Origin of the sequence: Tritonibacter scottomollicae, from assembly GCF_003003215.1 — a bacterium.
Lineage (GTDB): Bacteria > Pseudomonadota > Alphaproteobacteria > Rhodobacterales > Rhodobacteraceae > Epibacterium > Epibacterium scottomollicae.
In genome coordinates, this window is record NZ_PVUF01000001.1 from 462,705 (window position 1) to 486,386 (window position 23,682).

A 23,682-nucleotide genomic window follows, 5' to 3' on the forward strand; every position below is an offset into this window, starting at 1 on the left:
TCTCAGCGGTCCTTCGGGTCGAGGGCGTCACGGAGACCGTCGCCGATGTAGTAGAGGGAGACCTGTGCGATCACGAAAAAGGCAGCCGGGAAGGCCAGTTGCCACAGGGTGCCAAAGGTCATGGTGCGGGCCCCTTCGGAGATCAGCGCCCCCCAGGAGGTATTGGGCTCCTGAATGCCGACGCCGAGGAAGGAGACGAGGCTTTCCATCATGATGACCTCGGGGATGACGATCGAGGTGTAGATCACGATCACCCAGAGGATATTGGGCATCAGGTGTTTGAAGATGATGGCAAAATCGCTCATCCCCAGCATCCGGGCGGCATCCACGAATTCGCGGTTCTTCAGCATCATCACCTGACCGCGCACGATCAACAGGCCAGCGGTCCAGTTCACCAGGATGATCACCAGGATCATCTGCGTCAGCGAGCGGCCAAAGAAGGCCTGCCAGACCACGAAGAAGATGATGTAGGGGATTGAGAGCCAGATGGTATAGGCGCCCATGATGATCTGATCGGTGCGGCCGCCGAAATAGCCCGCCGTGGCACCGAGGACAGAACCGAGGATCACCGAGGCGGTACCGGCGAGGAAGCCCACCAGCAGGGAGGTCTGGCTGCCCTGCACGACGCGGGCATAAAGGTCGCGGCCCAGCTCATCGACGCCGAAGTAATGGCCATTGGCCAGCGTAGGGCCGCCCTCGGTCTTGACCTTTCCGAGGACGTTCCAGTCGATTTCCTCGTAGCTCCACTGCGCAAGGCTGTGGCCGAAGATGGCGAACAGCACCAGCAGCACCAGCATCAGCACCGAGACCACGGCCATGCGGTTCTTCAGAAAGCGCTGCCGGGCATCGGCCCAGAACGAGCGGGAGGTGATCATCTCCTCCGCGGCGGCCTCGGCATAGGCGGGGGCGTTCATCTGTTTCTTGGCAGTACTCACAGCTTGCTCCGCACTTTTGGGTCGATCCAGGCGTAGGCAAGGTCGAGCAACAGGTTCAGGGTGAAAGTCAGCACCGAATAGAGGATCGCAAGCCCCAGCAGCATGGAGTAGTCGCGGCTATAGGCGCCGTCGATGAAGTCCTGCCCGATGCCGCCGGTGGAAAAGAACACGTCGATGAAGACGGAGCCGGTGATCATGTAGACAAAGACCGGCCCCATGTAGGTGAGTGTGGGCAAGAGCGCGGGTTTCAGCGCGTGGCGGATGATGATGGTGCGTTCCGGCAGGCCCTTGGCGCGGGCGGTGCGGATGAAGGGTGAATTCATCACCTCAAGGAAGGAGCCCCGCGTCAGGCGGGCCACCCCGGCCATGTAGGAGGTGCCGAGCGCAACCGCCGGCATGATGATGTATTCCCATTGGCCGCCATTCCAGCCGCCGCCGGGCAGCAGCCCCCAGGACAGGGTGAACAGCAGCACCATGATCGGTGCCAGCACGAAATTCGGGAAGATCTGGCTAAAGATCGCCAGCCCGGTCATCGAGTAGTCCCAGAACGAATTGTGCCGAAGTGCTGCGATGATGCCGAGCGGGATGCCGCAGGCCAGCACGAAGACCGCCGACCAGAACCCGTAGGTGAGCGTCACTGGAAAACCCTGTGCGATCACGTCGTTCACGGTGCGGTCCTTCTGGCTGAAGGAGGGCCCGAAATCGAAATGGAAGACGATGTTCTTGATATAGGTCCAGAGCTGCACATGGAGCGGCTCGTCCATGCCGTAGCGTTCCAGCACATTGGCCATGACCGAGGGCGGCAGGGGTTTTTCGGAGGTGAAGGGCCCGCCGGGGGCGAGACGCATCAGGTAGAACGAGAAGACGATCAGAACCAATAGCGTCGGCACCACCGTGAACAGGCGGCGCAGGGTATAGTTCAACATGTAACTGCCTCATGACGCCCCGGCTGCGCGATGGCGACCGGGGCGATGGGTTGTTGATGTTTCAGAAGGGGTTACTCGGCGACCTTGTAGAGGTCCTTGGAGTACCAGTTCTGCTCGACGTTGTGGATCGGCCAGCCCTGTACTGAGCTGTCGAGCATGATGTTGGTCGAGTAGTGATAGACCGGCACAACAGGCATCTCGTCCGCCAGGATCTTCTCGACCTCGGCATAGAGCGGGGTGGTGTCCTGCGAGGATTTCGCCTCGGTCATCAGGGCGTCGACTTTCTCGTTGGAGTATTTGCCGTCATTGTAGCCGGAGGGCGAAGTCAGCAGATCGAGGAAGGTGGAGGCCTCGTTGTAGTCACCACACCAAGCGCCGCGCGCCATATCGAAGTTCTGGTTGCCGCGGGTTTCCAGGAACACCTTCCATTCCTGGTTCTCCAGCGTCACGTCGACGCCGAGCTTCTGCTTCCACATCTGCGAGGCAACGATGGCCACCTGCTGGTGCGATTCAGAGGTGTTGTAGAGGTAGTTGAAGGCAAGCTTCTCTCCATCGGGACCATAGCCCGCCTCGGCCAGCAGTTCCTTGGCCTTCGCGTCGCGCTCGGCTTGGGTCATAGTGGAATACTCGACCTCGGGCACCTCGAAGTCGGCTGTGGCACCGGGGGTGAAGGTGAAGGCCGGGAACTGGCCGCCCTGCAACACAGCGTCGGTGATCACGCTGCGGTCAACGGCGTAGGAGAGCGCCTGACGCACGCGGGCATCCTTGAACGCCTCGGGGCCGTTCTTGACGTTGAAGGTGAAGTAATAGTTGCACAGGCGGGGCAGGGCATAGGCCTCGTCGGGGAACTCTTCCTTCAGGGTCGGATACTGGCCTGCGGGGATCTCTGTCTTGTCGACCTCACCGGCGCGGTAGCGGGTCAGGCCCTGGGCCTCGTCGCCGATGTTGAGGGTCACGACCTTGTCGATCACGGTCTTGTCGGTGTCCCAGTACATCGGGTTGCGCTCGCGCACGGAGCGTTCCTTCAGCACGTGTTCCGTCAGCATATAGGCGCCGTTGGAGACCATGTTTTCCGGCCGGGTCCATTCGGAGCCATGTTCCTCGATCGCCCATTTCGGCGCCGGGAAGGTGGTGGCGTGGCTGACCATCTTGTCGAAATAGGGCAATGGCTGGCTCAGTTGCACCACCAACGTGTGATCGTCAGGGGCGGAGACGCCCAGATCGGTGATCGGCTTCTCGCCCGCAATGATGGCGGAGGCGTTGTCGATCGACATCAGCTCCATGTACCACGCATAGGGGGAGGCCAGCTCGGGCTCTACCGCGCGCTGCCAGGCGTAGACAAAATCCCCCGCAGTCACCGGCTTGCCGTCGGACCATTTGGCGTCGTCGCGCAGCGTGAACGTGTAGGTCATATTGTCTTCGCTGACCTCATGGCTGAGCGCGACGCCGGGGACGTTGTTGCCGTCCGCATCTTGGTTGTAGAGCCCTTCGAAGAGGTCACGCACCACTTCGGCGCCGACGACACCCTCGACGACCTGCGGGTCGAAGGAGGAGAATTCATCCATGACACGGTAGGTGAAGGTCTGGTCGGCGGCGAGGTTGGCATCTGCAGGCACGTCGGCGGCAAAGGCCGGGCTGAGCATGGTGCCGGACAGCAGGGCGGGTATGAGAAGCGATTTGTAGGACATGGGTCTCCCTCTTTATTGATTGGTTATTGTATCCAATACCCTGCCTGAGGAGCTAGAAACTGAGAAGCGTTAAATTACCGCAATTCTTCGAATGAGGCCGGTAGTGTGCAAGTTATTGCCGAAAAATGCGGTACTTGGGCGCGTAAACGGTTCCGCTACGTCAATTCTACGCACGGCCTTTCCTGTTCCGACAGCGTATTGAACAAGCGCCAGCGGGCCAGATTCCCAGAGGGAATGCAAGCTGACGCGCATATGCGGCAGCGCAAATTGCGATAGATTTATGGAGGCGCGCGACGTCGCGCCTCTCACGGCATGATTGCCCAGCGGATCGCCATGGCCACGACACCAAGCATCGCGACGCTGAGACACCATAGGCCAAGGAACCAGAGCCAGCGGCGCATCAGTGATATCCTTCGCTCGGGTCCATTTTGCCGCGAAACACCCAATAGGCATAGGCGGTATAGGCGAGGATCACCGGGAGCAGGATGGCGGCACCAACCAAGGTGAAGGACAGGCTTTTGTCTGGTGCTGCGGCGTCCCAGATGCTCAGCGATGGGGGGACCATCATCGGGTAGAAGCTGACGCCGAGGCCAATAAAACAGGTGGTGAAAATCCCCAGTGCCGCAAAAAAGGGCTGTTGGTCTTTCCCGCTTTTCAGGCCTGAAAACAACAACCAGATCAGAACCGCCATCAGAGCCGGGACGCAGAAGCTCCAAAGACTGCCGGGCAGGTTGAACCAGCGCGCAAAATAGACCGGGTCCAGAAACGGTGTCCACAGGCTCACGACGCCAATCAGAGCCAAAGTGCCGATTGCCAAGGGCACCGCCAGACGCCGCATGTGGTGATGGATGTCCCCTTCGGTCTTCATGATCAGCCAGCAGGCGCCGAGCAGGGCATAGCCCACGGCCACGGCCAGACCGGTTGTCAAGGAGAAGGGGCTGAGCCAGTCGAACCAGCCACCGGCATAGGCGCGGCCTTCAACCTCGATCCCCTGCACCAGCGCCCCGAGGGCGATGCCCTGACAGATGGCCGCCAAGAGCGACCCGCCGGCGAAGGCTGCGTCCCACACCCATTTGTATCTCTGCGCACGCCAGCGATATTCGAAGGATACGCCGCGAAACACCAGCGCCAGCAGCATCAACATGATCGGAATGTAGAGCGCCGGCATGATAACGGCATAGGCCAATGGGAACATGGCAAACAGTCCACCGCCTCCCATCACCAGCCAGGTTTCGTTGCCGTCCCAGACCGGAGCGACGGAATTCATCATCAGGTCACGTTCCTCGTTCGATTTGGCAAAGGGGAACAGGATTCCAAGGCCAAGGTCGAAGCCATCGAGGATGACGTAGGTCAGAACTGCAAGGGCGATCAGGCCCGCCCAGATGAATGCAAGGTCGAATTCCATGGTGCGGCTCCTCAGTTTTGAGTCTTCGGGGTGAGCGGTTCGATCTCGCGCGGCGCAAGCATACCTGCAGCGCGCACCGGCGCATTGCGCAGGCCGAGGCGCAATGTTGCAGGTCGTTTGTTCATCATGGCGAGGATATATGCAGTGCCCGCGCCAAAGACGAAGAAGTAGACCACGACGAAGGCGATCAACGAGGTGGCAACCGCAGGTGCCTCGACCGGTGCTAGACTGTCCGAGGTGCGCAGCAGCCCATAGACCGTGAAAGGTTGACGTCCAACTTCTGTGGTGATCCAGCCTGCAAGCACCGCCACAAACCCCGACGGCCCCATCACAAGGCAGGCGCGATGCAACCAAGGGCTCTCGTAGAGGCGCCCACGCAGCCTGGCGGCACCGCTCCAGAGCCCAACGGCCAGCATGGCAAAGCCAAGCCCCACCATCACACGGAAGCTGAAGAATACGATGGTGAGCGGCGGTTCGTCCGCGTCCGGCACGGTATCGAGGCCCTCCATCGGCGCGTTCAGATCATGTTTGAGGATCAGGGAGGACAGCTTTGGCACCTCAATGGCATAATCAATGCGCTTCTCCTCCGGGTTCGGGATGCCAAAGAGGATCAGAGGTGCGCCGTCGGGGTGGCTGTCATAATGGCCTTCCATCGCCATGACTTTGACCGGCTGATGCTCCAGCGTGTTGAGGCCGTGGGCGTCCCCCATGAAAATCTGGAGCGGTGTCACGATCAGCGCCATCCACATCGCCATCGAGAACATTCGCCTGGCTTCCTTGTCGGCACGATCGCGCAGCAGATGCAGGGCACCCACCGCACCGACGACAAAGGCGGTGGTGAGGAAGGCCGCCAACACCATGTGCATGAGCCGATAGGGGAAGGAGGGGTTGAACACGATCTGCCACCAGTCTTCGGGCATGAACTGGCCATTCGCGGCTATGGAATAGCCCGCGGGCGTCTGCATCCAACTGTTCGCCGAAAGGATCCAGGTCGCGGATACCAATGTGCCGAAGGCAACCATGGCGGTGGCAAACATGTGCAGCCTGTCGCCGACCCGCTTGCGTCCAAACAGCATGATGCCGAGGAAACCCGCTTCAAGGAAGAAGGCCGAGAGCACTTCATACGCCATCAGAGGTCCAATGATCGGCCCGGCCTTGTCGGAGAATACCGACCAGTTGGTGCCGAACTGATAAGCCATCACGATGCCAGAGACGACGCCCATGCCAAACGCGACGGCGAAGATCTTTTTCCAGTAGTCGAAGAGAGTAAGATAGGTGTCGTTCCGGGTGCGCAGCCAGAGCGCATTCAGTACAGCAAGAAAACTTGCCAGCCCGATCGAGAACGCCGGAAAGATGATGTGAAATGATACGGTGAAAGCGAATTGTATACGCGCCAAAGTTTCGGCTGTGGTGCCGTCCAGCATAGGAATCTCCTGCCGTAGATCTTTGGGCAACTTCTACCCACCCGCCGTTAAAAACAATCTGTCACATGTGCCTTTGCGCGCCCATGTCGCGCGTCAAGCTGTCGCTTGCGGCCGAGCGTCACTCGATCAGTATCTATCTAATGTGATGTTTTGAATGAAAAAATCTCAATTTCAGCTATGCAATCTGTTGGCGAGCTATGCCCTGAAGAACGCGCCATGTGGTGGCCTCGCGCCGCTAGGGGCGTTTTGCAGCGAAGATGCGGAAAAGTTTGTCAGGAAAGTTGAAAAATGTTAGCGCCCACATTTGCGGGCGGCTAAACTGTGCTTGCAAGTTGGCTCTGCGCGGGCCGGTTTCATCGAAAAGAGGGCAGGACCGAAATAATGATCTTATGTTGTGGCGAAGCGCTGATCGACATGATCCCGACGGGGACGGCATCCGGGCAGGACGCCTTTGTGGCCCATTCCGGTGGCGCAGTTTTCAACACGGCGATTGCGCTGGGTCGTCTGCGGCGCAAGGTTGGGCTGCTGAGCGGCGTGTCGAACGACCTTTTTGGAACGCAGTTGGCGACGGCGCTGGGCGACAGTCATGTTGCGGTGGACTACCTCGTCAGATCTGACAGGCCGACAACGCTGGCTTTCGTCAAGCTCGAGAATGGCCACGCAAGCTATGCATTTTATGACGAGAACACGGCTGGTCGGATGATCACGACAGATGTGTTGCCAAAGGTCACGCCTGACGTTGGCGCGTTGTTCTTTGGTGGTATCAGCCTTGCCTGCGAACCCTGCGCCGATACCTATGCCGCGTTCCTTGACCGAGAAGGGGCGGAGCGCGCGGTTGTGCTGGACCCCAACATTCGGCCCGGGTTCGCGCCGGACGAGGGGCGGTATCGGGCGCGGCTGATGGCCATGCTGGCACGGGCGGATATGGTAAAGGTCTCGGATGAGGACCTGGCCTGGATCATGCCGGATCATGCGGGCCTGCAGGCACAGGCCGTGGCGCTGCAGGCCTGTGGTCCGGCGGTGGTTCTGGTCACGCGTGGCGCTGACGGAGCAATCGGCTTGTTGCCAGACGGCGATATGGTTGAGGTCGCGGCTGAGCGTGCGGACGTGATTGATACCGTCGGTGCAGGTGATACCTTCAATGCTGGCGTGATGGCGCGGCTTGATGAGATGGGGCTTATGACAAAGGCAGCCGTGCGTAGGCTGGGGCCAGAGGATCTCAAGCAGGCCTTGTCCTTCGGGGCCAAGGTTGCTGCGATCACGGTGTCGCGGGCGGGGGCAAACCCGCCTTGGCTCGACGAACTCTGACGCAAGCAGTGGGCTGGACCCGAGGCGGTGAGGTCAGCGTCGGGTCTGCATGTTCTGAACCAGCCCGGCACAGGATTGGGTGATGTGAACTCGGGTCAGCTCCGCTGCGCGGTCGGCGTCACCGTCGGCGCAGGCCTGCCAGATCGCCAGATGCTCCGCATTGGATTTTGCCACATTCCCCGACCGGATCAATGCAGCGCGCAAGTAGCGGTCCACACGATCCATCGCTTTGTCGATGGCGTCCTCGTGATAGGGCAGGCGTGCCGCACGGTAGAGGCGTTCATGGAAGCCGCGATTAAGATCCCCCCAGGCGATGGGGTCGCAGGTGGAGTTCAAACCGTGGAAGAAAGACTTGGCCTCTTCTAGCGCCTCACCATCCATGCGGGGGACGGCGCGGCATATGACCTCCGGTTCGATCAGGGCGCGGTATTCAAAGATTTCGCGCAGCTCATCGAGGTCAAGTCCGGCGACGACGGCGCCTTTGAACCGCTGTGAGGCGACCAGTCCCTTTTCTTCCAGCCGAGAGATTGCCTCGCGCACTGGAATGCGGCTGGTATTGAACAATCGGGCGATCTCGTCTTGGCGCAGCGGCGTGCCTTCTTCCAGCTCACCCTCGATAATGGCCTTGCGCAGCGCATCGAACACGATCGACGCGGCAGAGGCTGTTTTCGAAATATCGATGGGCTGCAGTTTCATGACATGTCTCTCCTCGAGCGGTTCATAGCGAGGAAGGCAGGGCAGGGCAAAGCGTTTGGGTCTTGAGCAGGGCGATTTACCGAGGGCTGTTGCTGTCGACCCGGACTTAATTGGCGGAGGTCGCAAAACCCGCGTTCAGTGCCGTCACCGTGGCCTGCGCGCTGCTGCGGTTTGCCATACGCTCAAGGTTTACGATGGTCGAGAGCATGATGCGATCATGGCTCCAATCACCGGGGCGCTGGATCAGGAAAGCCGTGGCCAGAACCGCTCCGGCAATGACAGCGGCGACCGCGCCCCAGACCATCCCTTGGCGTCCTTCGGGACGACGTTCCGTGATCGCGATGATGCGGCGGGCAAGGATCGGTGCCCGAAGGATCTCGCGCCGGTCCAAAAGCGCCACAGAGGGGCTGCGGGAGCTGAGGAAGATCGGCGTCCGGCGGGCCCGTTCAGAGGCGCGGATCAGGCATTCGCAATAGCTGCGCAGGTCAAAGCGCGCGCGGGCGCCCAGGGCCTGATCGCAAGCAAACTCCCGCACCGACCGCATGTCCCGGCGCCACAGGTAATAGGCCGGGTTCCAGAATAGCAGCGGACGCAGACATTCCATCAGGAAGGCGGTTTCAACGTCCTTCTGGCGGAAATGCTGCAACTCATGCGCCAGCGTCAGACGCAGATCCCGCGGATCGTTCAGCAGTGAGGTCGGCAGCACCACGTAAAGACGACGCAGACCCCGAGTGGAATAGGCCACGGCGGTGTGGTCGCTGAGCAGCAAATCGACGCGACCAATCCGTTTCCACAGGTAGGCCGAGGCAAGGGCACTCCGCAGCCGCAGGATGGCATGTCCCAGCAGCACGGCAGAAATGGCGGCTCCGCTGATGAGCAGCACAGCGACGCTGCGGCTCCAGATCGCCTGGCTGGCGGTGAGATCCCGCACCAGATCCTCGCGCATGCCGATCATCGCTTCGAACTGCGTGGCGGACATGTTCACATTGCCCTGCAGGTATTGCGAGACCAGCATGTCCGACAGCGTCGGCGGATGCCCCAGACCGCTGGCGTTCATGATCAACACCAGCACGGGTGTCAGCGCCAGCAGCACCGTCATGCTGTTCAACAGTCGCAGTTGCGGGCCGTAGACGGTGGCAAGGGAGGTCCGTCGCAACCCTGCGCGGGCGGCGAGCCACAGCAGCGCACCGGCACCCACCAGAAGGTTCAGATCTATGTAGGCGTTCAGAAGCGCATCAGATTTCATTGTCCCCCAGCCTTTCATTGAGAAGGGCACGCATTTCTTCGAGCATGTCATCGGTGATGTCCTCATCATCGACCAGCCGGGCCACGAGGGCCGCAGGCGTGCCGTTGAAAAGCTTGCTCGACAGGTTTTTGAGCGACGTCTTTTGATAGTCTGCCTTGGGAATGGCCGGGCGGTAGACGAGGGAACGGTCGACCCGCTCGCTGGTCAGAAACCCTTTCTGTTCCATGATCTTGAGAACAGTGGCCACGGATGTGTAGGCGCGCTCTTGCAGTTTATTCAGCTCGGCAAGGATATCACGCACGGATCCCTGACCCAGATCCCAGACCACGGTCATGAATTCGAGTTCGACCTCGGTCAGAAGGGAATGGTCCTGTTTCTTGCGCATATGTCCAAGCTTTGCTGTTCGGGCCGCGACCGGGGGAGAAGTCACGGTGATCTTCAAGGGATCAGATGTGATGCTAGGGGAATTTGGCTTTGACGAAAACTATTTTTTTAGAAGATGCGTGGGGGACCTGCGCCGGGTTGTAAAATTGTGCGCTTCCGCGCGCCGATTCTACGTCTCAGGAGAGGCGATGGCCGGACCGCCGGCGGCGCGTGTGAGGCGGCGCGGTGACGGTTTGCCGAGATGGTCCTGAGGTGCAGATGAGCCCTCAGGACCGTTCTTAAGTGTGTCTGGAATGGCGCGTTACACCTTCCAGAAGCTGAAGATTCCCCAGGCGATTGCCAGACCCAGTGGAATCCAGAGCGGCATTCCCACCAGCCCCAGCCAGGCCAGGAAGATGTAGGAAGTGCCCAGAAGCGTGATGAACAACCGGTCCCCTCGGGTCGTGGTCAGGCCGAGGATACCTTTGCGGGCATCGCCGCCGGGGGTGCGGATTTCCAACAGGATCAGCACGCCGATGGCAGAGAAGATCCCGATGAACACAAGGGCGGTGGGCCAGGTCCAGGCCATCCAGCTCAGCATATCAAACTCTCCCCATCGCGAAGCCCTTCGCGATGTAGTTGCGGACGAAATAGATCACGATGGCGCCCGGAATGATGGTCAGTGTACCCGCCGCCGCCAGCAGGCCCAACTCGTAGCCTGCAGAGGATGCGGTCTTGGTCATGGTGGCGGCGATCGGTTTTGCCGCGACGGCGGTCAGGGTCTTGGCCAGGAGCAGTTCGACCCAAGAGAACATGAAGCAGAAGAAGGCCGCCACGCCGACGCCGGCCTTGATGGCAGGCAGGAAGATCGACACGAAGAAGCGCGGGAAGGAATAGCCGTCGACATAGGCCGTCTCGTCCAACTCTTTGGGCACGCCGCCCATAAAGCCTTCGAGGATCCAGACCGCCAGCGGAATGTTGAACAAGCAATGCGCCAGCGCCACCGCGAGATGGGTGTCAAAGAGCCCCACAGCGGAATAGAGTTGGAAGAAGGGCAGGGCAAAGACCGCCGCCGGGGCCATCCGGTTGGTGAGCAGCCAGAAGAACAGCTGCTTGTCGCCCAGAAAGCGGTAGCGCGAGAAGGCATAAGCCGCAGGAAGCGCTACGCAGACCGAGATCACCGTGTTGATCGATACGTAGAGGATCGAGTTGATGTACCCCCAGTACCAGGTCGGATCGGTAAAGATCACCTTGTAGTTTTCCAGCGTGAAGGTCTGCGGAAACAGCGAGAAGCCGGAGAGGATTTCATTGGTCGTCTTGAAGCTCATCGCCACCAGCCAGTAGATCGGCAGCATGAGGAACAGGATATAGACGATGGGGACGATGGAACGTTTCTGCATATCTGGTCCCTCCCTTAGTTCTGATCGTCTTTGGTCATCAGCGTGTAGAACAGCCAGCTGACCAGAAGCGTGATTGCAAAGTAGATGAGCGACATCGCCGCGGCGGGACCAAGGTCGAACTGACCAAGGGCGATTTTCACCAGGTCGATCGACAGGAGCGTGGTGGAGTTGCCGGGGCCACCGCCGGTGAGCACAAACGGCTCGGTGTAGATGTTGAAACTGTCCATGAACCGCAACAGGATCGCGATGGTCAGGACGGTCTTCATCTTCGGCAGCTGGATGTAGCGGAACACCGACCAGTTGGACGCGCCGTCGATCTTGGCCGCCTGGTAATAGGCGTCAGGGATCGATACGAGACCAGCATAGGACAGGAGCACCACGAGCGAGGTCCAGTGCCAGACGTCCATGGTGACGATGGTCACCCAGGCGGCGATCGGGTCCTGCGTCATGTCGTAGTTGATGCCCAAGGTATGGTTCAGGAAGTACCCCAGAAGGCCGATGTCGGGCAGGGTGAAGATGTTCCACATCGCGCCAACCACGTTCCACGGGATCAGCATCGGCAGCGCCATCAGGACGAGGCAAACCGGCACCCAGAAGCCCTGGCGCGGCATCGACAGCGCGATGGCGATGCCCAGCGGCACCTCGATGATCAGGATCAGGAAGGTGAACAGGAACTGCCGGCCAAGGGCGGCGTGGAACCGGTCCGAGCGCAGGATCTGTTCGAACCAGTCCAGGCCCTGCCAGAAGAAGACGTTGTCGCCAAAGGTCTCCTGCACGGAGTAGTTGACGACGGTCATCATCGGGATCAAGGCGTTGAAGGCTACCAGCAGCAGGACCGGCAGCACAAAGAACCATGCTTTTTGGTTTTCGGTTTTCATTTGCTGTTACTCCGGGTCAGTGGCGAGCCAGCCGTCGACATAAAGCCTGGTCTGGTCTTGGCGGAAGGCGAGATGGGTGCTGTCGCCCTTTTGCGGCGCAGCGCCTTCCTCGATCACGGCGTTCACCTTGTGGCCGAGGCAGTCGCATTCGACGACGGTGTGGCGGCCCACATCGGAAACCTTTGTGACCGTGGCGGGCAGGCCGGTATCAGAGAGCGAGACGAATTCCGGGCGGATGCCGATTTCGGTCTGGCCGGTGGGGGTGCCGCGCACGGGACCTTCCAAGGTGACGGGCTGGCCCTCGATCTTGGCGCTGCCATCGTAAGAGCAGGGGATGATGTTCATGCCCGGCGAGCCGATGAAGTGGCCGACGAAAGTATGCGCTGGGCGTTCGAACAGCTCCACCGGCGTACCGATTTGAACCACTTCGCCCAGCTGCATCACCACCACCTGATCAGCAAAGGTCAGCGCCTCGGTCTGGTCGTGGGTGACGTAGATCATCGTCGCCTTGACGCGCTGGTGCAGCTCCTTGAGCTTGGAGCGCAGTTTCCATTTCAGATGCGGGTCGATCACGGTGAGCGGTTCGTCGAACATCACCACGTTGACGTCCTCGCGCACCAGACCACGTCCCATGGAGATCTTCTGCTTGTTGTCGGGCGACAGGCCAGCGGCTTTCTGGTCGAGCATCTCGGTGACCTCCAGCATCTCGGCGATCGCCATGACGCGAGTCTTGACCATGGCCTCGTCGCGGCCGCGATTGCGCAGCGGGAAGGCGAGGTTGTCGTAGACGGTCATGGTGTCGTAAATCACCGGGAACTGGAACACCTGCGCGATGTTGCGCTGGTCGGGGGGCAGTTTGGTGACGTCCTTGCCATCAAACAGGATCTGACCCTCGGAGGGCACCAGCAGGCCTGAAATGATGTTCAAGAGGGTGGATTTGCCGCAACCGGAGGGGCCGAGCAGGGCATAGGCGCCGCCGTCGTTCCAGTCGAGGTCGATCTCCTTCAGCGCGTAGTCGCTGTCGGATTTCGGGGTGGACATGTAGCTGTGCCGCAGTTTGGACAGGGTAATCTTGGCCATTTTATCGCCTCATGCCACGCGGGAGCCGTCGGGGGCAAAGACATAGGCCGCCCGGGGATCCATATAGAAATCATGCAGTTCGCCCACCTCGTAAGGGTGCACGCCATGGCTGAGCGAGACCCAGTAGGTCTCCTGGCCGGAGGCGGCGAGGTCGAAATGCGCGGAGCTCTCGGAGCCGGAGAGCTCCGTCACTTGCACCCGGCCGTTGAGCTTGACCAGACCGGCCGCCTCGGCCACCGGAACCACGTGATGCGGGCGGATGGCGATGGTATAGGTGCCGTCCTGCAGGCCAGCCGCTGCGCCTTCGAGCGTCCAGCGGACATCCGCGCCCAGACGGGCCTCAGATCCCTGCTTGGTGATGGTGGCGGTGTTGATCGGCGGATCGGAGAACACCCGCGCCGCCTCGACGTTTTCCGGGTTGCGGTAGATATCGGCGGTGGGGCCGAACTGGGTGACGCGACCATCACGCATCAACGCGGTCTTGCCGCCCAGCAGCAAGGCCTCTTCGGGTTCCGAGGTCGCATAGACCACCACGGCGCCACGACCGGCAAAGAGCTCGGGCAGCTGGTCGCGCAGCTCCTCGCGCAGTTTGTAGTCGAGGTTGGCCAGTGGTTCATCGAGGAACACGGCCCGGCTTTCCTTGGCGATGGCGCGCGCCAGCGCGGTGCGCTGCTGCTGACCACCAGACAGTTCATGCGGGCGACGGTGCAGCATTGGGGTCAGCTGCAGGATCTGTGCCGCTTCCTGCACGCGGTCGTCCAGTTCCGACTTGGCCATGCCCGCGACCTTCAGCGGCGAGGCGATGTTGTCGTAGACTGTCATATGCGGGTAGTTGATGAAGAATTGATGCACGAGGCTGATGTTGCGCTTCTGCGTGCTGAGGCGGGTGACATCCTCGCCGTCCATCAGGACCGCGCCGGAGGCCATCGGGTCAAGCCCGGCCATCATCTTGATAAGAGAGGTCTTTCCCGAGCCGGTTGCGCCCAGCAGGACGTTGAATTGACCGGGTTCGAGCGTCAGGGAGGTCTCCTTGATGTGGAGAACGCCACCCACGCGTTTTGTCACGGATCTGAGTTCGAGTGCCATGTTGGTTGGAACTTTCCGGCCCTGCGTTCACAGGGTTTCCCCCATGCGCGTCGGGCTATCGTGGTGTCGAAGGAAAAGCCCCGGCCGGCGGGCCCGCAATCGCAGGGCACATCAGCCGGGGCAGGTGGAGCCGGGCCCGTTGGTCAGGCCCGGCACGAACGGGGGGTAGACCCCAGGGAGATCAGTTCTCGGCCCAGCGGGCGACCAGCTCGTCGTAGTTCACGGTCTGGCCTTGGGGCTTTTCGTTCTCCAGTTTCGGCTTGGCGCCGCCATTGGCGTACCACCACTCCGCGTCTTTCTCTTCGTTCAGACGCGGGCCGCAGCCACCGTAGATTTCGGCCTGTTCGTCTGCACGCTGCATCCGACCCATGGTGATGTCCATCTCTTCGGCGAGACGGTCCATGGCTTCTTGCGGAGTGAAGGCGCCAGAGTTGACGTCGCCGATTTGCTGCCACCAGATCTGGGCCAGCTTCGGATAGTCAGGCACGTTCACGCCGGTCGGGGACCATGCGGTGCGGTCAGGCGAACGGTAGAATTCCACCAGGCCACCCAGTTTCGGCGCGCGCTCGGTAAAGCTTTCGTGCCGGACAGAGCTGTCGCGGATGAAGGTCAGCCCAACGTGGGATTTCTTCACGTCCACGGTCTTGGAGACGACAAACTGTGCATAGAGCCATGCGGCCTGTGCGCGGTCGATCGGGGTGGAGTTGAGGAAGGTCCAGGAACCCACGTCCTGATAACCGACCTTCTGGCCTTCTTCCCAGTAGGGGCCGTGCGGCGACGGCGCCATGCGCCAGAGCGGCGTGCCGTTGTCGTCGACGGTGTTGTTGCCTTCGGACTTCGGCTTCACCATGTCGGCGGTAAAGGCGCTGTACCAGAAGATCTGCTGGGCAACATTGCCTTGCGCCAATGCAGGCAGAGACTGGTAGAAGTCATAAGACGCCGCACCTGGAGGGGCGTATTTACGCAGCCATTCGTCCCATTTGCGGATCGCGTAGACCGCAGCCGGACCGTTTGCGGCACCACCGCGGGTGACGCTTGCGCCCACCGGGTTACAGGTGCCTTCTTCCATCCGGATGCCCCATTCGTCGATCGGAACACCGTTTGGTTTGCCCTTGGAGCCCGCGCCGGCCATCGAGAGCCACGCATCGGTCATCCGCCAGCCCAGATCCGGCGCACGTTTGCCGTAATCCATGTGGCCGTAGATGGCGGTCCCGTCGATTTCCTTCACGTCTTTGGAAAAGAACTCGGCGATGTCCTCATAGGCGGACCAGTTGACCGGAACACCCAGCTCGTAGCCGTATTTTTCCTTGAAGGCGGCCTGAAGGTCTTCGCGGTCAAACCAGTCCTTGCGGAACCAGTAGAGGTTCACAAACTGCTGGCTCGGCAACTGATAGAGATCGCCATCCGGGCCGGTGGTGAACTGGGTGCCCATGAAGTCGTCAAGGTCGAGATCGGGATTGGTGATATCCTTGAACTCGCCTTCCATCATGTCGCTGAGGTTGTAGGCGAGCTGCAGGCGCGAGTGCGTGCCGATCAGGTCGGAATCGTTGACGTAGGCGTCATAGAGATTCCGCTTGGTCTGCATCTGGGTTTGCACGGCCTGTACGACCTCGCCTTCGCCCAGAATCTGGTGGTTCACCTTGATGCCCGTGATTTCCTCAAATGCCTTGGTCAGCACTTCGGATTCATACGCATGGGTCGGAATGCCTTCGGAGAGCACATTGATCTCCATGCCCGAATAGGGCTCGGCTGCCTTGATGAACCATTGCATCTCGGCCAGCTGTTCGTCCTTGTTCAGAACCGAGGGCTGGAACTCCTCGTCAATCCATTTCTGGGCCGCTGCCTCGTCGGCATACGAACCCGTTGCCGCAATAACAGCCCCGGCTGCAACTGCGGACAAAAGATACTTGCGCATCTTTCTCCTCCCTAAAGTCTGTAAGGTCGGATGATTATCGCTCATCCGACTGGTCCTGAGACTTCACTGCGGTCGGAGTTTTGTCAAACTAATTTTTTAGTAATGATGTAATTTATTGATAGGAAACGATTTTAATTCACGTGCGTGGCGCTGCATGTGACGCAAGGTGAGGCGTGTTTCGTGCCGCAGCGCGTCAAATACGTCTGCTATTCTGACCTATGTTCTGGAACGTTTTGGGATATCGGCAGCGGATGATTCCGGATATGAGAGCGCTCATGAACGCAGAGCACACCTTTGAAATTTTTCTCATCGCCCCACCGGGTTTGGAACACATCCTTCGTAAAGAGGCCCAGGATTTGGGGTTTGCCGCCGCGCGGCAAGTTCCGGGCGGGGTCAGCTTTGAGGGCAACTGGGGGGATGTCCGGCGCGCGAACCTCTATCTGCGCGGTGCCACGCGCGTGCTGGCCAGGATCGGGTCGTTCCGTGCCTTCCACCTTGCGCAGTTGGACAAGCGGGCACGCAAATTCCCATGGGGGGATGTGTTGCGTCCGGATGTGCCGGTGAAGGTTGAGGTGGTCACCAACAAGAAGTCCAAGATTTACCACGCCGGTGCGGCGACACAGCGTATCGAAACAGCGATCAGCGAGGAACTTGGGGCGCCGATCTCAAAATCCGAGGACGAGGCGGACCCGGTGACCGTAAAGGTGCGCATTGACGACAATACCTGCATCTTCAGCGTCGATACCTCTGGCGAGGGGCTGCACAAACGGGGGCACAAAGTCGCGGTCGGCAAAGCTCCGATGCGCGAAACGCTTGCGTCGCTGTTTCTGCAGGCCTGTGAGTTTGATGGGCAGGAGCCTGTCGTGGATCCCATGTGTGGCTCTGGTACATTCGTGATCGAGGCTGCAGAAATCGCGCGGGGGCTGGTCGCAGGGCGCAGCCGGAGTTTTGCGTTCGAGCGACTGTCCAATTTCGACGAGGCGGGCTGGCGCAAACTCCGCTCGGAGATAGCCGAACCGCGTGACGTTGACCTGACGTTTCATGGGTCGGACCGAAACGCCGGTGCGGTGGAGATGGGGACGCAGAACGCTGAGCGCGCTGGTGTGGCAGATCTCTGCCGGTTCAGCCATGCGGCGGTGAGTGATTTGCAACGACCCGACGGCCCGCCGGGCCTCGTGATGGTCAACCCGCCCTATGGTGCGCGGATTGGCAACAAAAAGCAGCTCTTCGCGGTATACGGCTCGCTTGGCGAGGTGCTGAAGTCACGTTTTTCGGGGTGGCGCGTGGGCATCATCACAAGCGACACGCAGCTGGCGCGTGCCACTGGGCTGCCATTTCTGCCGTTGGGGGCGCCGATTGCCCATGGCGGTTTGAAGGTGCGCCTATTCCGGACTGATGCCCTTAAATAACCGCCTTGTCTGTGGAGCGGCGAGGGCACATGATCGTGCCCTCGCCATTCGTGAAGTTACTCAGAACAGTGCAAGTTGATGTCAGGCGACGTCCATCAACGCGTCTTCTTCAGCGTCATCCAAGGTCTCCTCATCCTCCGGGATCTCCTGGTTCATGAGGCTTAGAACGTCGTCCAATGTTGTTGTAACCGTATCGGTCACATCACCTGCGAGGCCGCCCACGATGACCTGAGGGTCGTCGTTGTCGAGGCCGGTGACCAGAGCGATATTGTTCAGGTCCACATCCTCGAGCGAGAGCGGGCCGTTGTCGGACCAGAGGGTGAAGGACAGGTTGTCAACGAAACCGTCGGTGCTGTTTGGCTCTTGTCCGAATTGCAGGCCGATGTCGAAGTTTTCCGACAAGGTTGTGCCATCCTCCAGAGAGTTCACGCCATTGGGCGCAATTTCCTGATTGGTCAGCGGGATGGCGTTTTCATCCGGGTGGATGTTCAGCCCGTTTGCCGTCGCATCGTCGGTCAGGTTCATGAAAATGCCGTCGATGTCGGTTTCTTCGCTGTCCCAAGAGGTTGGAACGACCTTGAAGAACAGGGTGCCTTGTTCGGTCTGACTCACTTCAAAGGTCAATTGCTGGCTGTTGCCGAGGGTGAAATCGATGGTGGTCTTGCCATCTGTTCCGCCATCGTCGCCACCTGTGTCGCCGTCGCCGTCGCCGTCGCCGTTGTCATCGTCGTCGTCACCGCCGTCCGTCGGGGGGAGGGGGGTATCGTCTTCGTCGTCCTCATCCTCGTCGTCATCGTCCTCGTCGCGCCCGCAGCGATCATCATCGTCGCGATCCCACCACCGGTGGCCCCGTCCGCCGCGGTCATCGTCATCGCGGTCTCGGCCCCAACGCCCCCAGCGACCGCCACGCCCGCCGTCATCATCGCAGTCATCGTCGCGGTCGTCCTGATCGTCATCCCGGTCCTCATCCCGGTCACGACCGCGACCGTGACCCCAGCCGAAGTCCCACCCGCTGCGGCCATCATCCTGATCATCGTCGTCATCACGCCAGGATTTTGACTTTCCGCCGCAGCCCGACCAAGCATCGTAGGTCCAGCCGTGATTGCTCCAACTGCTGTAGCCTCCGCCGAAAAGTGATTTTCCGCCAAAGCTGTACGATCCCCCCCACGAGAAACCGCCCCACCCAAAAGAACCCCAAGACATGGTTACTATCCTTCTTACTCTTGTCCCAAACTCCAAAATGCGGCCCGCAGGCATGCTTCCGCGAGAAAACTCGAAGAAGAACACATGCTGGCCGCAAGGATGCAGCTTATGAAGGCCGGCGCCCGCGCCTTAGTTTTTTCTTAAATTCTATTAAAATTAGCCTTTTTTCGGCAGTCCACCTCGAACAGTGAGGCGCTCGTGGCCGCATTGTTTCCGCAGCGTCACAACTGGACATTCACGGTTGCCAAGATTCGGTTGGCTGGCACAGTTTTGACGCATTCATGGGCGTCAGCAATTAGGGGTAAGCGATGCAGCAAGCTGAAGATTTCCGCGAAGAGAGTAGCGTGCTGTTCGCCCTGCTCGCAGAGGCCCCGGCAGACGTGTTCGACTCCGTCACACAGTTCAAGGACTGGACGGTGAATGACGTCTTGGGGCATTTGCATTTCTTTAACGCCGCGGCAGAAGCCGCACTGAAAGGACCGGAGGCGTTCGAGGCCATGATGGCCTCTGCGATGGCCGAGCTTGCGGGGGGTGCCAGCATACTGGAGCTGCAGTATCCCTGGCTTGACGGGTTGCGTGGCCCAGATTTGTTTCGTGCATGGCGGGCCGGCGTAGACAGGCTGGCCGGGGCGTATCTAAAGGCGGACCCAAAGGCGCGCGTGCCTTGGGTGGGGCCGGATATGAGCGCGCTCAGCGCGATCACCGCCCGACAGATGGAAACCTGGGCGCATGGGCAGGAGGTTTTCGACCTACTGGGACAGGCGCGGCCAGAAACCAACCGGATCCGCAATATCGCCCATCTGGGCGTCGCGACATTCGGCTGGAGCTTTCGGGTCCACGGGCATTCGGTTCCAGAGCCTGCGCCGCATGTGGTGCTTACGGCGCCTTCGGGTGAGGTCTGGACCTGGAACACGCCACAGGAGGGCAATCGGGTCGAGGGATCTGCCGTTGAGTTTGCGCAGATCGCCACGCAGGTGCGCCATTGGTCGGATACTCAAGTCAAGGCGACCAATGGCACAGCGCGACAATGGATGATGCAGGCGCAGTGTTTTGCCGGCCCACCAACAGCCCCGCCAGCACCGGGTACGCGATTTCGTCTTCTGCAGGAGGGCTAACGGTGTGGCGCAAGGCGACCGTTATGCATCCGGTGCTGCGCGCAGGCGTTGGTATGCGCTGATGTACCCTGCAAGCGTCATGCGGGCCTCGTCTGTTTCAGTGACGGGCACAAACTGTCCCTCGAGCGCCTTCTTGTAGGGCGCGGCCAGCGGGGCCGGGGCAATCAGCGCCAGGTTCTGCCCAAGCCAATAGGCCCTGGAGGCCGCCAGTTCAGCCCCGAGCGCAGCGCCCCAGATCTGTCCCAGCGCGGCCCCGTCGCTCAGCGTATCTGTTGCCCAGAGTAGCCGGGTTTCGGCGGTGCGCAGGGCAAGGTTTTCAGGCTTTGATGTGACGTCCTGCAAGTGATCCGAAAGCGCGTTTGCATCGGGCATCGTCTGGTGAATGTCTACCGGGCTCAGGGCCTCGACCAATGGTACGGTTGCAAAGGCCAGAACGCTCACCACTTCGTCTGCACTGATCAGCGCCCAGACCGTTGTGTCAAAGCCAGGAAGGCAAATCACGCCATCCCAGTCCTTGTTCAGGCTGAGGAAGCCGGCGATCCGGTTGGCCGCGCCGGCCAGTCGCGCATGGGGGCGCGCCTGAGAGAGGGCTGCGACGGTGTGTACCCTGCCAGACTGAATTATCTTCAGCGTTGAAGGGCTGGCGGGAAGTGCGGTCGCGTCTGTCTTCGCGTCCGCGGCCGTCAGGACAGGGCACTCCGGTGCCAGCGCACAGGCTTGCTCCAACCCATCAACCGCCACGGGGCTGCCGGAGGGGGAAGTCCCTGCCATCTTCCAAGCCCTCGGTGGTCGATGTTCCTCGTCGAAGGCGATCCAGATATCTGTGGGGTCGGTCATGGGGGCCTCGGGGCTGAGTTCCTGTTGCTCCCCGTGATGCCTCGAAAATAAGCAGAACACAATCGCTCCACCCTGCGCCCCTCCGGTTAGCGCCACTATACTTTTGGTTTGGCGAATTAAACCGAAGCAACGCTGAGGTTTTTAGACAACTAGAATATAAAGAAAAGACGTCGAGGGAACGGACACGACGGCCCCTGAGGCCAGCTGCAATGCAATTTCCGTCTGGGATAGCTTTGCCTTATGCGCAACAGTCCGGAAAATTTCCGAGCCTTTCGACGTACGGACTATGTTACTTTTTGAAATCTGTTAGCGCGTATTCACCTTTGAAGTATGCGTATCTGTGAGGTCCAGTAAATGTATAGGCTTGGCGATATAGCAACGACCCGTAGCGTGTGTCTCAAACGGCCAGTTGGCCGCTTCTCCGACCTGCCTGCTCGGCATGCGGAGGGTCAGTTGTGAAAGATGTTTTCGCTCCGAATGGCGGAGCGTTTCTGGTTCGCCTTGCGGAATACGTATCAGGGAAAGGGCACGACTTTTCCAATCTGGTCGCACAGCAGCTCTCGCTTCCCGAGGCGTTTGATGATCCTTCTCAGTCTTTGCCGGTTCATGAGCATTCGCTTGCGTTTGAGGTTGCTGAACGCACCTGCGCGGATCCTCTTATCGGCTATTCGCTTGCGAAACACTGCACCCTCAGAGATGCGGGCCTGGTCGGCTATGCTGTCAGTGCCTCTGCAACGCTGGGCGAGGCCTTGCGGACGCTGACCGAACTCAGCGCGGTTTTTCAGGTTGCCAATGTCGACTCAACGCAAGGTGCGGGAACAGGTCTTGTGGAGCTGCGATGGGACTACGGTTCGCAGGGTAAACTCGACCTGCGTCATTGGAGTGAGTTCACGGCCGCCTTGTTGGTGCGCAGCCTGCACAAGCTGACGCGGGAGGCCGTTGCACCTGTTGCTGTCGAGTTCATGCATACTCCTCCGGCAGAACCAGCCGACGCGATGGCCGTCTTTGGGCTGGCGCCCGGATACCGGGCACGCTGCAACCGTTTGGCCTTTCGCAGACAGGATCTGCAGCAACGGTTGGTAACCGCAGACGCTGGGTTGCTCAGTCTATTGATGGAGCACGCCGCGCTTCTGAAGTTGGGGGGCGCGCACGGTCGAAACGATCTTTCCATCACGGTTGAGCGTCTGATTATGGATGGCATGTCCGATGGAGATGCCAGTCTCGCCAAGGTGGCCAAGTCGCTGGAGATGAGCCAGCGGACCCTGTCCCGTAAGCTGGCCGGAGAAGGCACAAGTTTCTTTGCGATCCTGGAAGGGGTGCGGAAATCTCTTGCGCTGCGCTATTTGCGCCAGAACGAAAAATCCCTGTCGGAAATCTCCTTCCTTCTCGGGTATTCCAGCCTGAGCAGTTTTAACGACGCGTTTCGCCGCTGGCACGACCAAAGCCCCGGTAGCTATCGAACCCAGGCGCTGAAATCATCTTGAAATCTCTTGCGACGCCCCTCGCAGGTGATTCTCATGGTGATGGTGTGAGGTCACAGCGCACCATTTTGTAAACAAACCCCATCTCAGACGTGGACTGTTTCGCCTTTTGCTCTCAGAAAGCGCTTGTAGATAGGCATGATAACCATTTGGTCAGATTTACATCGATTTTTCTGCAAATAAGATATTTTTAGGGACGAAGTTTGGGCGCACCTGGTGCACCCGGCACATTGACATTGATCGTTAAGGCCATCGCCTGGGGGTTGGGCCTTTCCGATAGCACTTGGTTTCAGGGGATTGGAACCTGAGTGTCGCCTCCTTCTAGAGGCCTGCGATGTGTGCGTTTTTTGGGGGTTACAAAATGAAAACATTGGATCAAGGGGCGATCGCAGTTGCTGGGTTGCAAGACTTCCCAGAGCTGGCCTTGGCATCTTCTTTCCGAGAGGCCAACACCGATTATGGGCACGGAGGCTATGCCATTTATGGTAAGCGGCTTCTGGATGTTGCGTTGGTCCTTCTTGCTTTGCCAATCGTTATCCCTCTTATCGCGTTGTGCGCCATTGCATTGTGGATCGAAAGCGGTGCGCCGATTTACCGTCAGAAACGTCTGGGCCAGGATGGTCGCGTTTTCAACATGCTGAAACTCCGCACCATGGTGCTGAACGCAGATGCTTTGCTAGAAGCGCATCTACAGAAAAATCCGGCGCTGCGTCGGGAGTGGGATCAATCCCAGAAGATCAAAAATGACCCGCGGATCACCCGGTTCGGGCGTTTTTTGCGTGCCACGTCGCTCGATGAGCTGCCGCAGCTGTTTAACGTGCTTCTCGGAGATATGAGCTTGGTGGGCGCGCGCCCGATGCTCGTCAATCAGTTGTCGATCTACGGCAAGGCCGATGCCTACTTCGCCTTGCGACCCGGGGTCACTGGTCCATGGCAGGTAGGGGAGCGCAATGAAACCAGCTTTTGCCAACGGGCCGAGATCGACGAACTCTATTGCCGGGATGTGTCTTTGCGGACGGATCTGCGTATTCTGTTCAAGACCGTTTCCGTGATGTTGCGGCGCACGGGCTACTGAGAAGAACGAGAGCGGCGCCTTTGCCAGATGGCACGCCGGACATATAAGCGTAGATTTCTTACAGGTGCGGCGTGAAAGATTATGTTGACCACAATGGCGTAAACATAGCGTCAGTATTATACTTGGATGAGGGCGGTGACGCACCAATGACGGACCAGGGGTTCAGGAAATTCCGGCGGCGACGGAGCAAGCGCGAAGAGACGCCTGCTCAG

General features: G+C 59.8%; 22 protein-coding genes. 5 read left to right on the forward strand and 17 right to left on the reverse strand.

Annotation, left to right across the window (positions count from 1 at the left end; genetic code table 11):
• Nucleotides 1–2 precede the first annotated feature (2 nt).
• The 6 genes from CLV89_RS02240 to CLV89_RS02265 form a co-directional block, all read right to left on the reverse strand.
• The gene (locus CLV89_RS02240; RefSeq protein ID WP_243394911.1) at nt 3–935 is read right to left on the reverse strand and encodes an ABC transporter permease; all 933 of its coding nucleotides are present in this window, start codon (nt 933–935) and stop codon (nt 3–5) included.
• On the reverse strand, nt 932–1,861 hold the full coding sequence (locus tag CLV89_RS02245) for an ABC transporter permease subunit (RefSeq protein ID WP_106161992.1): 930 nt from the start codon (nt 1,859–1,861) through the stop codon (nt 932–934). The genes CLV89_RS02240 and CLV89_RS02245 overlap by 4 nt, the downstream gene beginning before the upstream one ends.
• A 71-nt stretch (nt 1,862–1,932) precedes the next feature.
• On the reverse strand, nt 1,933–3,549 hold the full coding sequence (locus CLV89_RS02250) for a peptide ABC transporter substrate-binding protein (protein WP_106161993.1): 1,617 nt from the start codon (nt 3,547–3,549) through the stop codon (nt 1,933–1,935).
• A gap of 305 nt (nt 3,550–3,854) precedes the next feature.
• The gene (locus CLV89_RS02255) at nt 3,855–3,950 is read right to left on the reverse strand and encodes a DUF2474 domain-containing protein (RefSeq protein WP_106161994.1); all 96 of its coding nucleotides are present in this window, start codon (nt 3,948–3,950) and stop codon (nt 3,855–3,857) included.
• Nucleotides 3,950–4,954, reverse strand: coding sequence for a cytochrome d ubiquinol oxidase subunit II (cydB, locus tag CLV89_RS02260; RefSeq protein ID WP_106161995.1), 1,005 nt, complete (start codon nt 4,952–4,954; stop codon nt 3,950–3,952). Before cydB ends, CLV89_RS02255 begins: the two co-directional genes overlap by 1 nt.
• Before the next feature lie 11 nt (nt 4,955–4,965).
• Complete coding sequence (locus CLV89_RS02265) at nt 4,966–6,378, reverse strand: cytochrome ubiquinol oxidase subunit I (protein WP_106161996.1); 1,413 nt, start codon at nt 6,376–6,378, stop codon at nt 4,966–4,968.
• Between the two features lie 381 nt (nt 6,379–6,759).
• Here CLV89_RS02265 and CLV89_RS02270 point away from each other — a divergent pair, with 381 nt between their 5' ends.
• Nucleotides 6,760–7,686 carry a carbohydrate kinase family protein gene (locus CLV89_RS02270; RefSeq protein WP_106161997.1) on the forward strand — a complete coding sequence of 309 codons (927 nt, stop codon included), beginning with the start codon at nt 6,760–6,762 and terminating at the stop codon, nt 7,684–7,686.
• Nucleotides 7,687–7,719: 33 nt separating this feature from the next.
• On the opposite strand, the gene CLV89_RS02275 is transcribed toward CLV89_RS02270, so the two are convergent.
• The 9 genes from CLV89_RS02275 to CLV89_RS02315 form a co-directional block, all read right to left on the reverse strand.
• The gene (locus CLV89_RS02275) at nt 7,720–8,382 is read right to left on the reverse strand and encodes a GntR family transcriptional regulator (RefSeq protein WP_106161998.1); all 663 of its coding nucleotides are present in this window, start codon (nt 8,380–8,382) and stop codon (nt 7,720–7,722) included.
• Between the two features lie 106 nt (nt 8,383–8,488).
• Nucleotides 8,489–9,628 (reverse strand): M56 family metallopeptidase, encoded by a 1,140-nt coding sequence (locus CLV89_RS02280; protein ID WP_106161999.1) that lies wholly within the window; start codon nt 9,626–9,628, stop codon nt 8,489–8,491.
• On the reverse strand, nt 9,618–10,013 hold the full coding sequence (locus CLV89_RS02285) for a BlaI/MecI/CopY family transcriptional regulator (RefSeq protein WP_106162000.1): 396 nt from the start codon (nt 10,011–10,013) through the stop codon (nt 9,618–9,620). Before CLV89_RS02285 ends, CLV89_RS02280 begins: the two co-directional genes overlap by 11 nt.
• A 300-nt stretch (nt 10,014–10,313) precedes the next feature.
• Complete coding sequence (locus CLV89_RS02290; protein ID WP_106162001.1) at nt 10,314–10,592, reverse strand: DUF2160 domain-containing protein; 279 nt, start codon at nt 10,590–10,592, stop codon at nt 10,314–10,316.
• Between the two features lies 1 nt (nt 10,593).
• Nucleotides 10,594–11,391, reverse strand: coding sequence for a carbohydrate ABC transporter permease (locus CLV89_RS02295; RefSeq protein WP_106162002.1), 798 nt, complete (start codon nt 11,389–11,391; stop codon nt 10,594–10,596).
• Nucleotides 11,392–11,405: 14 nt separating this feature from the next.
• Nucleotides 11,406–12,269 carry a carbohydrate ABC transporter permease gene (locus CLV89_RS02300; RefSeq protein ID WP_106162003.1) on the reverse strand — a complete coding sequence of 288 codons (864 nt, stop codon included), beginning with the start codon at nt 12,267–12,269 and terminating at the stop codon, nt 11,406–11,408.
• A 6-nt stretch (nt 12,270–12,275) separates the two neighbouring features.
• Nucleotides 12,276–13,349, reverse strand: coding sequence for an ABC transporter ATP-binding protein (locus CLV89_RS02305; RefSeq protein ID WP_106162004.1), 1,074 nt, complete (start codon nt 13,347–13,349; stop codon nt 12,276–12,278).
• Nucleotides 13,350–13,358: 9 nt separating this feature from the next.
• Complete coding sequence (locus CLV89_RS02310) at nt 13,359–14,435, reverse strand: ABC transporter ATP-binding protein (RefSeq protein WP_106162005.1); 1,077 nt, start codon at nt 14,433–14,435, stop codon at nt 13,359–13,361.
• Nucleotides 14,436–14,616: 181 nt separating this feature from the next.
• Nucleotides 14,617–16,350, reverse strand: a complete 1,734-nt coding sequence (locus CLV89_RS02315) for an ABC transporter substrate-binding protein (protein WP_106162006.1) — start codon at nt 16,348–16,350, stop codon at nt 14,617–14,619.
• Nucleotides 16,351–16,625: 275 nt separating this feature from the next.
• On the opposite strand from CLV89_RS02315, the gene CLV89_RS02320 reads away from it, so the two are divergent.
• Nucleotides 16,626–17,759 (forward strand): THUMP domain-containing class I SAM-dependent RNA methyltransferase, encoded by a 1,134-nt coding sequence (locus CLV89_RS02320; protein WP_106162007.1) that lies wholly within the window; start codon nt 16,626–16,628, stop codon nt 17,757–17,759.
• Nucleotides 17,760–17,840: 81 nt separating this feature from the next.
• Here CLV89_RS02320 and CLV89_RS22760 read toward each other — a convergent pair whose 3' ends face one another.
• Entirely contained in the window at nt 17,841–18,962 is a 1,122-nt protein-coding gene (locus CLV89_RS22760) for a hypothetical protein (protein WP_207796870.1), read from the reverse strand.
• 308 nt (nt 18,963–19,270) lie between these two features.
• On the opposite strand from CLV89_RS22760, the gene CLV89_RS02330 reads away from it, so the two are divergent.
• The gene (locus CLV89_RS02330; RefSeq protein WP_106162008.1) at nt 19,271–20,077 is read left to right on the forward strand and encodes a TIGR03084 family metal-binding protein; all 807 of its coding nucleotides are present in this window, start codon (nt 19,271–19,273) and stop codon (nt 20,075–20,077) included.
• A 21-nt stretch (nt 20,078–20,098) separates the two neighbouring features.
• Here CLV89_RS02330 and CLV89_RS02335 read toward each other — a convergent pair whose 3' ends face one another.
• Nucleotides 20,099–20,914 carry a 2-dehydro-3-deoxygalactonokinase gene (locus tag CLV89_RS02335; RefSeq protein ID WP_106162009.1) on the reverse strand — a complete coding sequence of 272 codons (816 nt, stop codon included), beginning with the start codon at nt 20,912–20,914 and terminating at the stop codon, nt 20,099–20,101.
• A 455-nt stretch (nt 20,915–21,369) separates the two neighbouring features.
• Here CLV89_RS02335 and CLV89_RS02340 point away from each other — a divergent pair, with 455 nt between their 5' ends.
• On the forward strand, nt 21,370–22,398 hold the full coding sequence (locus CLV89_RS02340) for an AraC family transcriptional regulator (protein WP_106162010.1): 1,029 nt from the start codon (nt 21,370–21,372) through the stop codon (nt 22,396–22,398).
• 358 nt (nt 22,399–22,756) lie between these two features.
• On the forward strand, nt 22,757–23,470 hold the full coding sequence (locus CLV89_RS02345) for a sugar transferase (protein ID WP_106162313.1): 714 nt from the start codon (nt 22,757–22,759) through the stop codon (nt 23,468–23,470).
• The last annotated feature ends 212 nt before the right edge of the window (nt 23,471–23,682 follow it).